The following is a 12,298-nucleotide window of genomic DNA, read 5'->3' on the forward strand; positions in this document are numbered from 1 at the left end:
TCTGCAGAGAGCGTATAATCCGAAAAGCGAATTAGCATTTCGATTTGGTTTGCCTCGCAATCGCGGGGTGAAAATGTTTGTAGAATACTTCTGACAGGTTGGTTTATGAGTGCGAATACCGAAGCTCAAGGGAGCGGGCGCGGCCTGGAAGCGATGAAATGGGTAGTTGTAGCCGTGCTGCTGATCGTGGCAATTGTTGGCAACTATCTTTATCGTGACATGATGCTGCCGCTACGCGCGCTTGCAGTGGTAATTCTGATTGCTGCAGCGGGTGGTGTCGCGCTGTTGACGACAAAAGGCAAAGCGACTGTCGCTTTCGCTCGCGAAGCACGTACCGAAGTCCGCAAGGTCATTTGGCCGACTCGCCAGGAAACATTGCACACCACGCTGATCGTAGCGGCGGTTACCGCTGTAATGTCACTGATCCTGTGGGGACTGGATGGTATTCTGGTTCGCCTGGTTTCCTTTATCACTGGCCTGAGGTTCTAAGATGTCTGAAGCCCCTAAAAAGCGTTGGTACGTCGTTCAGGCGTTTTCCGGTTTTGAAGGCCGCGTAGCTACGTCGCTGCGTGAGCATATCAAATTACACAACATGGAAGAGTTATTTGGCGAAGTTATGGTTCCGACCGAAGAAGTGGTCGAGATCCGTGGCGGCCAACGTCGCAAAAGCGAGCGTAAATTCTTCCCGGGTTACGTGCTGGTTCAGATGGTAATGAACGACGCGAGCTGGCACTTGGTGCGCAGCGTACCGCGCGTGATGGGCTTTATCGGCGGCACGTCTGACCGTCCGGCGCCAATCAGCGATAAAGAAGTTGATGCGATTATGAACCGCCTGCAGCAGGTGGGTGATAAGCCGCGTCCGAAAACGCTGTTTGAACCGGGTGAAATGGTTCGTGTTAATGACGGTCCGTTTGCTGACTTTAACGGCGTCGTTGAAGAAGTGGACTACGAGAAGTCCCGCCTGAAAGTGTCTGTTTCTATCTTCGGTCGTGCGACCCCGGTAGAGCTGGACTTTGCACAGGTCGAAAAAGCCTAAGCAGCGATCAAAAAAGCAACGATTTAACCGTTGCACAAGGCGCGAGATTGGAATACAATTTCGCGCCTTTTGTTTTTATGGGTTACGGCCCGTAAAACGAATTTTATTCACGGGGAGCCTCTCTGAGGCGCTATCACCCAATCAGAGGATTTTAGAATGGCTAAGAAAGTACAAGCCTACGTCAAGCTGCAGGTTGCAGCTGGTATGGCGAACCCAAGTCCACCAGTTGGTCCAGCTCTGGGTCAGCAGGGTGTGAACATCATGGAATTCTGTAAAGCGTTCAACGCAAAAACTGAATCCCTGGAAAAAGGTCTGCCAATCCCAGTCGTAATCACTGTTTACGCTGACCGTTCTTTCACTTTCGTTACCAAAACCCCTCCAGCAGCAGTTCTGCTGAAGAAAGCGGCTGGTATCAAGTCTGGTTCCGGTAAACCGAACAAAGACAAAGTGGGTAAAATTTCCCGCGCTCAGCTGCAGGAAATCGCGCAGACCAAAGCTGCCGACATGACTGGTGCCGACATTGAAGCGATGACTCGCTCAATCGAAGGTACTGCACGTTCCATGGGCCTGGTAGTGGAGGACTAAGAAATGGCTAAACTGACCAAGCGCATGTCCGTGATCCGTGACAAAGTTGATGCGACCAAACAGTACGACATCAACGAAGCTATCGCTCTGCTGAAAGAACTGGCAACTGCTAAGTTCGTTGAAAGCGTTGACGTTGCCGTTAACCTGGGCATCGACGCTCGTAAATCCGATCAGAACGTTCGTGGCGCAACTGTACTGCCACACGGTACTGGCCGTTCCGTTCGCGTAGCTGTATTTGCTCAGGGTGCAAACGCTGAAGCTGCTAAAGCTGCCGGCGCTGAACTGGTAGGTATGGAAGATCTGGCTGATCAGATCAAGAAAGGCGAAATGAACTTTGACGTTGTTATTGCTTCTCCAGATGCAATGCGCGTTGTTGGCCAGCTGGGCCAGGTTCTGGGTCCACGCGGCCTGATGCCAAACCCGAAAGTGGGTACTGTAACGCCTAACGTTGCTGAAGCGGTTAAGAACGCTAAAGCAGGTCAGGTTCGTTATCGTAACGACAAAAACGGCATCATCCACACCACCATCGGTAAAGTGGACTTTGACGCTGACAAACTGAAAGAAAACCTGGAATCTCTGCTGGTTGCGCTGAAAAAAGCAAAACCAACTCAGGCGAAAGGCGTGTACATCAAGAAAGTTAGCATCTCCACCACCATGGGTGCAGGTGTTGCAGTTGACCAGGCTGGCCTGAGCGCTGCTGCAAACTAATGCCTTTACGTGGGCGGTGATTTTGTCTACAATCTTACCCCCACGTTTGCTAACGAAAGTTAGCGGCTAAAAGAATTGTTCGTTGGAGCCTGGCCTAATCCAGGCCTCCGTCGAAGACCGCAGGTGTTTCGCAAGAGACTTAATCCCCTGCGTAGACGGTGACAGAACGCTAAGATTATTTTTGGATACTCTGGCTTGTTTCTGCTCACCGTATTAAGACGCTCTTTCCGTTGGGAAGAGTGAAGTGAGTTCCGGAACATGAGTTCCGGCAAACATCCAGGAGCAAAGCTAATGGCTTTAAATCTTCAAGACAAACAAGCGATTGTTGCTGAAGTCAGCGAAGTAGCCAAAGGCGCGCTGTCTGCAGTAGTTGCGGATTCCCGTGGCGTTACTGTAGACAAAATGACTGAACTGCGTAAAGCAGGTCGTGAAGCTGGCGTATACATGCGTGTTGTTCGTAACACCCTGCTGCGTCGCGTAGTTGAAGGTACTCAGTTCGAGTGCCTGAAAGACACGTTTGTTGGTCCGACCCTTATTGCATACTCTATGGAACACCCGGGCGCTGCTGCTCGTCTGTTCAAAGAGTTCGCGAAAGCGAATGCAAAATTTGAGGTCAAAGCTGCAGCCTTTGAAGGTGAGTTGATCCCGGCATCGCAAATCGATCGCCTGGCAACCCTGCCGACCTACGAAGAAGCAATTGCACGCCTGATGGCAACCATGAAAGAAGCTTCGGCTGGCAAACTGGTTCGCACTCTGGCTGCTGTTCGCGATGCGAAAGAAGCTGCTTAATCGCAGTTATCTTTATAAAGCATTCGCTTACGTATAAACTTATTCTGATTTTCAGGAACAATTTAAATGTCTATCACTAAAGATCAAATCATTGAAGCAGTTGCAGCTATGTCCGTAATGGACGTTGTAGAACTGATTTCTGCAATGGAAGAAAAATTCGGTGTTTCTGCTGCTGCTGCTGTAGCTGTAGCTGCGGGCCCGGCTGAAGCTGCTGAAGAAAAAACTGAATTCGACGTAATTCTGAAAGCTGCTGGCGCTAACAAAGTTGCTGTTATCAAAGCAGTACGTGGCGCAACTGGCCTGGGTCTGAAAGAAGCTAAAGACCTGGTAGAATCTGCTCCAGCTGCGCTGAAAGAAGGCGTGAGCAAAGACGACGCAGAAGCACTGAAAAAATCTCTGGAAGAAGCTGGCGCTGAAGTTGAAGTTAAATAAGCCAACTTTTCTGGTTGCAGCCTAAGTAATTAGGCTGATGGCTGGTGACTTTTTAGTCACCAGCCTTTTTGCGCTGTAAGGCATCAGTAGCATTTCACACTGTTTGACTGCTGATTGTCCTGACAATGCATGTTTCTATCGACGACTTAATATATTGCGACAGGGTGCTCGCTCTGTGTAAATCGCGACGAAATGATTTAAGCGTGATAGCAACAGGTATTGCGGAAAGTATTCAATTTTCCGGTCCACAAAATGGTGTTGCACAAACTGTCCCTTCGTCGGACAGATGGGTCGACTTGTCAGCGAGCTGAGGAACCCTATGGTTTACTCCTATACCGAGAAAAAACGTATTCGTAAGGATTTTGGTAAACGTCCACAAGTTCTGGACATTCCATATCTCCTTTCTATCCAGCTTGACTCGTTCCAGAAGTTTATCGAGCAAGATCCTGAAGGGCAGTACGGTCTGGAAGCAGCCTTCCGCTCCGTGTTCCCGATTCAGAGCTACAGCGGTAACTCCGAGCTGCAGTACGTCAGCTACCGCCTTGGCGAACCGGTGTTTGACGTTCAGGAATGTCAGATCCGTGGCGTGACCTATTCCGCACCGCTGCGCGTAAAACTGCGTCTGGTGATCTACGAGCGCGAAGCGCCGGAAGGCACCGTTAAAGACATTAAAGAACAAGAAGTCTACATGGGTGAAATTCCACTCATGACAGACAACGGTACTTTCGTAATCAACGGTACTGAGCGTGTTATCGTTTCCCAGCTGCATCGTAGCCCGGGCGTCTTCTTCGACAGCGATAAAGGTAAAACACACTCTTCCGGTAAAGTACTGTATAACGCACGCATCATTCCTTACCGTGGTTCATGGCTGGACTTCGAGTTCGATCCGAAAGACAACCTGTTTGTCCGTATCGACCGTCGTCGTAAGCTGCCTGCAACCATCATTCTGCGTGCGCTGCAATACACCACTGAACAGATCCTGGACCTGTTCTTTGAGAAAGTGATCTTTGAAATCCGCGACAACAAGCTGCAGATGGAGCTGGTGCCGGAACGTCTGCGTGGTGAGACCGCGTCGTTCGACATCGAAGCCGACGGCAAAGTGTATGTGGAAAAAGGTCGCCGTATCACCGCGCGCCACATCCGTCAGCTGGAAAAAGATGATATCAAACTCATCGAAGTTCCGGTTGAGTACATTGCAGGAAAAGTAGCCGCGAAAGATTACGTTGACGAGTCAACGGGTGAGCTGATCTGCCCAGCGAACATGGAGCTGAGCCTGGATCTGCTGGCTAAGCTGAGCCAGTCTGGTCACAAACGTATCGAAACGCTGTTCACCAACGATCTGGACCACGGTGCTTATATCTCTGAGACTATTCGCGTCGACCCAACCACCGATCGTCTGAGCGCGCTGGTCGAAATCTACCGCATGATGCGTCCTGGTGAGCCACCAACTCGCGAAGCGGCGGAAAGCCTGTTCGAGAACCTGTTCTTCTCCGAAGACCGCTACGATCTGTCCGCGGTTGGTCGTATGAAGTTCAACCGTTCTCTGCTGCGCGATGAGATCGAAGGTTCCGGTATCCTGAGCAAAGACGACATCATCGAAGTGATGAAGAAGCTCATCGATATCCGTAACGGTAAAGGCGAAGTGGACGATATCGACCACCTCGGCAACCGTCGTATCCGTTCCGTAGGCGAAATGGCGGAAAACCAGTTCCGTGTTGGCCTGGTACGTGTAGAGCGTGCGGTGAAAGAGCGTCTGTCTCTGGGCGATCTGGATACCCTGATGCCTCAGGATATGATCAACGCCAAGCCGATTTCTGCAGCAGTGAAAGAGTTCTTCGGTTCAAGCCAGCTGTCTCAGTTTATGGACCAGAACAACCCGCTGTCTGAGATTACGCACAAACGTCGTATCTCTGCACTCGGCCCAGGCGGTCTGACCCGTGAGCGCGCAGGCTTTGAAGTTCGAGACGTACACCCGACGCACTACGGTCGCGTATGTCCAATCGAAACGCCTGAAGGTCCAAACATCGGTCTGATCAACTCCCTGTCCGTGTACGCACAGACTAACGAATACGGCTTCCTCGAGACTCCGTACCGTAAAGTGACTGACGGTGTTGTAACCGACGAAATTCACTACCTGTCTGCTATTGAAGAAGGCAACTACGTTATCGCTCAGGCGAACTCCAACCTGGATGACGAAGGCCACTTTGTAGAAGATCTGGTTACCTGCCGTAGCAAAGGCGAATCCAGCTTGTTCAGCCGCGACCAGGTTGACTACATGGACGTATCCACCCAGCAGGTGGTATCCGTCGGTGCGTCCCTGATCCCGTTCCTGGAACACGATGACGCCAACCGTGCATTGATGGGTGCGAACATGCAACGTCAGGCCGTTCCAACTCTGCGCGCTGATAAGCCGCTGGTTGGTACCGGTATGGAACGTGCTGTTGCCGTTGACTCCGGTGTTACTGCGGTTGCTAAACGTGGCGGTACTGTTCAGTACGTCGACGCATCCCGTATCGTTATCAAAGTTAACGAAGACGAGATGTATCCGGGCGAAGCAGGTATCGACATTTATAACCTGACCAAATACACCCGTTCTAACCAGAACACCTGTATCAACCAGATGCCTTGCGTATCTCTGGGTGAGCCAGTTGAGCGCGGCGACGTGCTGGCAGACGGTCCGTCCACCGATCTCGGTGAACTGGCGCTCGGTCAGAACATGCGCGTAGCGTTCATGCCGTGGAACGGTTACAACTTCGAAGACTCCATCCTCGTCTCCGAGCGTGTGGTTCAGGAAGATCGTTTCACCACCATCCACATTCAGGAACTGGCATGTGTGTCCCGTGACACCAAGCTGGGGCCAGAAGAGATCACCGCTGACATCCCTAACGTGGGTGAAGCTGCGCTCTCCAAACTGGATGAATCCGGTATCGTTTACATCGGTGCGGAAGTGACCGGCGGCGACATTCTGGTTGGTAAGGTTACGCCTAAAGGTGAAACCCAGCTGACGCCAGAAGAGAAACTGCTGCGTGCAATCTTCGGTGAGAAAGCGTCTGACGTTAAAGACTCTTCTCTGCGCGTACCAAACGGTGTTTCCGGTACGGTTATCGACGTTCAGGTCTTCACCCGTGACGGCGTTGAGAAAGATAAGCGTGCGCTGGAAATCGAAGAGATGCAGCTCAAACAGGCTAAGAAAGACCTGTCTGAAGAACTGCAGATCCTCGAAGCGGGTCTGTTCAGCCGTATCTATGCGGTGCTGGTTGCCGGTGGCGTTGAAGCTGAGAAGCTCGACAAACTGCCACGCGACCGCTGGCTGGAACTGGGCCTGACCGACGAAGAGAAACAAAATCAGCTGGAACAGCTGGCTGAGCAGTATGACGAACTGAAACACGAGTTCGAGAAAAAACTCGAAGCGAAACGCCGTAAAATCACTCAGGGCGACGATCTGGCACCAGGCGTGCTGAAGATTGTTAAGGTGTATCTGGCTGTTAAACGTCAGATCCAGCCTGGTGATAAGATGGCAGGTCGTCACGGTAACAAGGGTGTTATCTCTAAGATCAACCCGATCGAAGATATGCCGCACGATGCTAACGGTACGCCGGTAGATATCGTACTGAACCCGCTGGGCGTACCGTCTCGTATGAACATCGGTCAGATTCTGGAAACCCACCTGGGTATGGCTGCGAAAGGTATCGGCGACAAGATTAACGCCATGCTGAAGCAACAGGAAGAAGTCGCGAAACTGCGCGAATTCATCCAGCGTGCCTACGATCTGGGTACCGACGTGCGTCAGAAAGTCGACCTGAATACCTTCAGCGATGATGAAGTACTGCGTCTGGCTGAGAACCTGAAAAAAGGTATGCCAATCGCAACGCCGGTCTTCGATGGTGCGAAAGAAGCTGAAATTAAAGAGCTGCTGCAACTGGGTGGTCTGCCAACGTCTGGTCAGATTACGCTGTTTGACGGCCGTACCGGTGAACAGTTCGAGCGTCCGGTAACCGTAGGTTACATGTACATGCTGAAACTGAACCACCTGGTCGACGACAAGATGCACGCTCGTTCTACCGGTTCTTACAGCCTGGTTACTCAGCAGCCGCTGGGTGGTAAGGCTCAGTTCGGTGGTCAGCGCTTCGGGGAGATGGAAGTGTGGGCGCTGGAAGCATACGGCGCAGCATACACCCTGCAGGAAATGCTCACCGTTAAGTCTGATGACGTGAACGGTCGTACCAAGATGTATAAGAACATCGTGGACGGCAACCATCAGATGGAACCGGGCATGCCAGAATCCTTCAACGTACTGTTGAAAGAGATTCGTTCGCTGGGTATCAACATCGAACTGGAAGACGAGTAATTCTCGCTCAAACAGGTCACTGGTGCCGGGTTAACCCCCGGCACCAGATTGTGCTAACTCCGACGGGAGCAAATCCGTGAAAGATTTATTAAAGTTTCTGAAAGCGCAGACTAAAACCGAAGAGTTTGATGCGATCAAAATTGCTCTGGCTTCGCCAGACATGATCCGTTCATGGTCTTTTGGTGAAGTTAAAAAGCCGGAAACCATCAACTACCGTACGTTCAAACCTGAGCGTGACGGCCTTTTCTGTGCGCGTATTTTCGGGCCAGTAAAAGACTATGAGTGCCTGTGCGGTAAGTACAAGCGCCTGAAACACCGCGGTGTGATCTGTGAGAAGTGCGGCGTTGAAGTGACCCAGACCAAAGTGCGCCGTGAGCGCATGGGCCACATCGAGCTGGCGTCTCCAACTGCTCACATCTGGTTCCTGAAATCCCTGCCGTCCCGTATCGGCCTGCTGCTGGATATGCCGCTGCGCGATATCGAACGTGTTCTGTACTTCGAATCTTATGTTGTGATCGAAGGCGGTATGACGAACCTGGAACGTAACCAGATTCTGACCGAAGAACAGTATCTGGACGCGCTGGAAGAGTTCGGTGACGAATTCGACGCGAAGATGGGTGCGGAAGCTATCCAGGCCCTGCTGAAGAGCATGGATCTGGAGCAAGAGTGCGAGCAGCTGCGTGAAGAGCTGAACGAAACTAACTCCGAAACCAAGCGTAAAAAGCTGACCAAGCGTATCAAACTGCTGGAAGCGTTCGTTCAGTCTGGCAACAAGCCAGAGTGGATGATCCTGACCGTTCTGCCGGTTCTGCCGCCAGATCTGCGTCCACTGGTACCGCTGGATGGTGGTCGTTTCGCAACGTCCGATCTGAACGATCTGTATCGTCGCGTTATCAACCGTAACAACCGTCTGAAGCGTCTGCTGGATCTGGCTGCGCCGGACATCATCGTACGCAACGAAAAACGTATGCTGCAGGAAGCGGTAGATGCCCTGCTGGATAACGGTCGTCGCGGTCGTGCGATCACCGGTTCTAACAAACGTCCTCTGAAATCTTTGGCCGACATGATCAAAGGTAAACAGGGTCGTTTCCGTCAGAACCTGCTCGGTAAGCGTGTTGACTACTCCGGTCGTTCTGTTATCACCGTAGGTCCATACCTGCGTCTGCATCAGTGCGGTCTGCCGAAGAAAATGGCACTGGAGCTGTTCAAACCGTTCATCTACGGCAAGCTGGAACTGCGTGGCCTGGCCACCACCATCAAAGCCGCTAAGAAAATGGTTGAGCGTGAAGAAGCTGTCGTTTGGGATATCCTGGACGAAGTGATCCGCGAACACCCGGTACTGCTGAACCGTGCACCAACACTGCACCGTCTGGGTATCCAGGCATTTGAGCCAGTCCTGATCGAAGGTAAAGCTATCCAGCTGCACCCGCTGGTTTGTGCGGCATATAACGCCGACTTCGATGGTGACCAGATGGCTGTTCACGTACCGCTGACGCTGGAAGCCCAGCTCGAAGCGCGTGCGCTGATGATGTCTACCAACAACATCCTGTCCCCAGCGAACGGTGAACCAATTATCGTTCCTTCTCAGGACGTTGTATTGGGTCTGTACTACATGACCCGTGACTGTGTTAACGCCAAAGGCGAAGGCATGGTGCTGACTGGCCCGAAAGAAGCTGAGCGTATTTATCGCGCTGGCCTGGCCTCTCTGCATGCGCGCGTTAAAGTGCGTATCACCGAATACGAAAAAGATGAAAACGGCGAATTCGTTGCGAAAACCAGCCTGAAAGACACGACCGTTGGCCGTGCCATTCTTTGGATGATCGTACCGAAAGGTCTGCCTTTCTCCATCGTCAACCAGGCGCTGGGCAAGAAAGCGATCTCCAAAATGCTGAACACCTGTTACCGCATTCTGGGTCTGAAGCCGACCGTAATCTTCGCTGACCAGACAATGTATACCGGCTTTGCTTATGCAGCGCGTTCAGGTGCATCTGTTGGTATCGATGACATGGTCATCCCAGAGAAGAAACACGAGATCATCTCTGAAGCGGAAGCCGAAGTTGCTGAGATCCAGGAGCAGTTCCAGTCTGGTCTTGTAACCGCGGGCGAACGCTATAACAAAGTTATCGATATCTGGGCAGCGGCGAACGATCGTGTATCCAAAGCGATGATGGATAACCTGCAGACCGAAACCGTGATTAACCGTGACGGCGTAGAAGAGCAGCAGGTTTCCTTCAACAGCATCTACATGATGGCCGACTCCGGTGCGCGTGGTTCCGCAGCACAGATTCGTCAGCTGGCAGGTATGCGTGGTCTGATGGCGAAGCCAGATGGCTCCATCATCGAAACGCCAATTACCGCGAACTTCCGTGAAGGTCTGAACGTACTCCAGTACTTCATCTCCACGCACGGTGCTCGTAAAGGTCTGGCGGATACCGCACTGAAAACAGCGAACTCCGGTTATCTGACGCGTCGTCTGGTTGACGTTGCGCAGGATCTGGTTGTGACCGAAGACGATTGTGGCACCCTCGAAGGTATCACCATGACCCCGGTTATCGAGGGTGGTGATGTTAAAGAGCCACTGCGCGATCGCGTTCTGGGTCGTGTGACCGCGGAAGACATTCTGAAGCCGGGTACTGCAGACATTCTGGTTCCACGCAACACGCTGCTGCACGAGCACTGGTGTGACCTGCTGGAAGCGAACTCTGTTGACTCCGTGAAAGTACGTTCCGTTGTATCCTGTGACACCGACTTTGGTGTATGTGCGCACTGCTATGGTCGTGACCTGGCGCGTGGCCACATCATCAACAAAGGTGAAGCAATCGGCGTTATCGCGGCACAGTCCATCGGTGAGCCGGGTACACAGCTGACGATGCGTACGTTCCACATCGGTGGTGCGGCATCTCGTGCGGCTGCTGAATCCAGCATCCAGGTGAAAAACAAAGGTAGCATCAAGCTCAGCAACGCGAAGTCTGTTGTTAACTCCGCTGGCAAGCTGGTTGTGACCTCTCGTAACACCGAGCTGAAGCTGATCGACGAATTCGGTCGTACCAAAGAGAGCTATAAAGTGCCTTACGGTGCGGTTATGGCGAAAGGTGATGGTGAGCAGGTTGCCGGCGGTGAAACCGTTGCAAACTGGGATCCACACACCATGCCGGTTATCACCGAAGTAAGTGGTTTCATCCGCTTCACTGACATGATCGACGGCCAGACCATTACTCGTCAGACCGACGAGCTGACCGGTCTGTCTTCTCTGGTGGTTCTGGATTCTGCTGAACGTACTGCCGGTGGTAAAGATCTGCGTCCTGCACTGAAAATCGTTGATGGTCAGGGTAACGACGTTCTGATCCCAGGTACCGACATGCCTGCGCAGTACTTCCTGCCGGGTAAAGCGATCGTACAGCTGGAAGATGGCATTCAGATCGGTGCGGGTGATGCTCTGGCGCGTATTCCTCAGGAATCCAGCGGTACCAAGGACATCACCGGTGGTCTGCCGCGCGTTGCGGACCTGTTCGAAGCACGTCGTCCGAAAGAGCCTGCAATCCTGGCGGAAATCAGTGGTATCATTTCCTTCGGTAAAGAGACCAAAGGTAAACGCCGTCTGGTTATCACTCCAGTAGATGGCAGCGAACCGTACGAAGAGATGATTCCTAAGTGGCGTCAGCTCAACGTGTTCGAAGGTGAACGTGTAGAACGTGGTGACGTGGTTTCCGATGGTCCAGAAGCACCGCACGACATTCTGCGTCTTCGTGGCGTACACGCGGTAACGCGTTACATCACCAACGAAGTACAGGACGTTTACCGTCTGCAGGGCGTTAAGATTAACGATAAGCACATCGAAGTTATCGTTCGTCAGATGCTGCGTAAAGCAACCATCGAAAACGCAGGCAGCTCCGAGTTCCTGGAAGGCGAACAGGTTGAATACTCTCGCGTTAAGATTGCAAACCGCGATCTGGAAGCGAACGGCAAAATCGGTGCGACCTTCGCGCGCGATCTGCTGGGTATCACCAAAGCGTCTCTGGCAACCGAGTCCTTCATCTCTGCAGCATCGTTCCAGGAGACCACGCGTGTCCTGACCGAAGCGGCTGTTGCTGGTAAGCGTGATGAACTGCGCGGTCTGAAAGAGAACGTTATCGTGGGTCGTCTGATCCCGGCGGGTACCGGTTATGCGTACCACCAGGATCGTATGCGTCGTCGTGCTGCGGGCGAACTGCCAGCTGCACCGCAGGTCACTGCAGAAGATGCATCCGCGAGCCTGGCAGAACTGCTGAACGCAGGTCTGGGCGGTTCCGACAACGAGTAATCGTTGATGCCCGGTGATAAACATTACCGGGCATGTGCCTCGTAAGTCGGTTAAGCGTAGCGCCACCCGACAATAAAAAACCCGCCTCGGCGGGTTTTTT

8 protein-coding genes are annotated in these 12,298 nt (G+C 52.4%); all 8 read left to right on the forward strand.

Annotated features, from left to right (window positions below):
- The first annotated feature begins 105 nt into the window (after positions 1-105).
- The 8 genes from secE to rpoC all read left to right on the forward strand — a co-directional run bounded on the left by secE (position 106) and on the right by rpoC (position 12,198).
- Positions 106-489 carry a preprotein translocase subunit SecE gene (secE, locus tag K5E19_RS11015; RefSeq protein WP_003862342.1) on the forward strand — a complete coding sequence of 128 codons (384 nt, stop codon included), beginning with the start codon at positions 106-108 and terminating at the stop codon, positions 487-489.
- Position 490: 1 nt separating this feature from the next.
- A complete protein-coding gene (gene nusG, locus K5E19_RS11020) occupies positions 491-1,036 on the forward strand; it encodes a transcription termination/antitermination protein NusG (protein WP_003862341.1) in 546 nt (181 codons plus the stop codon).
- Between the two features lie 156 nt (positions 1,037-1,192).
- Positions 1,193-1,621 carry a 50S ribosomal protein L11 gene (gene rplK, locus K5E19_RS11025; protein WP_008503452.1) on the forward strand — a complete coding sequence of 143 codons (429 nt, stop codon included), beginning with the start codon at positions 1,193-1,195 and terminating at the stop codon, positions 1,619-1,621.
- Between the two features lie 3 nt (positions 1,622-1,624).
- The gene (gene rplA / locus K5E19_RS11030) at positions 1,625-2,329 is read left to right on the forward strand and encodes a 50S ribosomal protein L1 (RefSeq protein ID WP_006176745.1); all 705 of its coding nucleotides are present in this window, start codon (positions 1,625-1,627) and stop codon (positions 2,327-2,329) included.
- 291 nt (positions 2,330-2,620) lie between these two features.
- Entirely contained in the window at positions 2,621-3,118 is a 498-nt protein-coding gene (gene rplJ, locus K5E19_RS11035) for a 50S ribosomal protein L10 (protein WP_001207203.1), read from the forward strand.
- A 66-nt stretch (positions 3,119-3,184) separates the two neighbouring features.
- A complete protein-coding gene (rplL, locus tag K5E19_RS11040; RefSeq protein ID WP_006176746.1) occupies positions 3,185-3,550 on the forward strand; it encodes a 50S ribosomal protein L7/L12 in 366 nt (121 codons plus the stop codon).
- Between the two features lie 319 nt (positions 3,551-3,869).
- On the forward strand, positions 3,870-7,898 hold the full coding sequence (rpoB, locus tag K5E19_RS11045) for a DNA-directed RNA polymerase subunit beta (RefSeq protein WP_221551214.1): 4,029 nt from the start codon (positions 3,870-3,872) through the stop codon (positions 7,896-7,898).
- 76 nt (positions 7,899-7,974) lie between these two features.
- A complete protein-coding gene (gene rpoC / locus K5E19_RS11050) occupies positions 7,975-12,198 on the forward strand; it encodes a DNA-directed RNA polymerase subunit beta' (RefSeq protein ID WP_042715985.1) in 4,224 nt (1,407 codons plus the stop codon).
- Positions 12,199-12,298 lie beyond the last annotated feature (100 nt).

The organism is Enterobacter sp. RIT637 (assembly GCF_019718755.1).
Taxonomy (GTDB): Bacteria; Pseudomonadota; Gammaproteobacteria; order Enterobacterales; family Enterobacteriaceae; genus Enterobacter.

Bases quoted from the DNA above. Each gene is read 5' to 3' on its own strand.
- rplK (WP_008503452.1), top strand. From the start codon at position 1,193: ATGGCTAAGAAAGTACAAGCCTACGTCAAGCTGCAGGTTGCAGCTGGT.
- nusG (WP_003862341.1), top strand. From the start codon at position 491: ATGTCTGAAGCCCCTAAAAAGCGTTGGTACGTCGTTCAGGCGTTTTCC.
- rplL (WP_006176746.1), top strand. From the start codon at position 3,185: ATGTCTATCACTAAAGATCAAATCATTGAAGCAGTTGCAGCTATGTCC.
- rplJ (WP_001207203.1), top strand. From the start codon at position 2,621: ATGGCTTTAAATCTTCAAGACAAACAAGCGATTGTTGCTGAAGTCAGC.
- rplA (WP_006176745.1), top strand. From the start codon at position 1,625: ATGGCTAAACTGACCAAGCGCATGTCCGTGATCCGTGACAAAGTTGAT.
- secE (WP_003862342.1), top strand. From the start codon at position 106: ATGAGTGCGAATACCGAAGCTCAAGGGAGCGGGCGCGGCCTGGAAGCG.
- rpoB (WP_221551214.1), top strand. From the start codon at position 3,870: ATGGTTTACTCCTATACCGAGAAAAAACGTATTCGTAAGGATTTTGGT.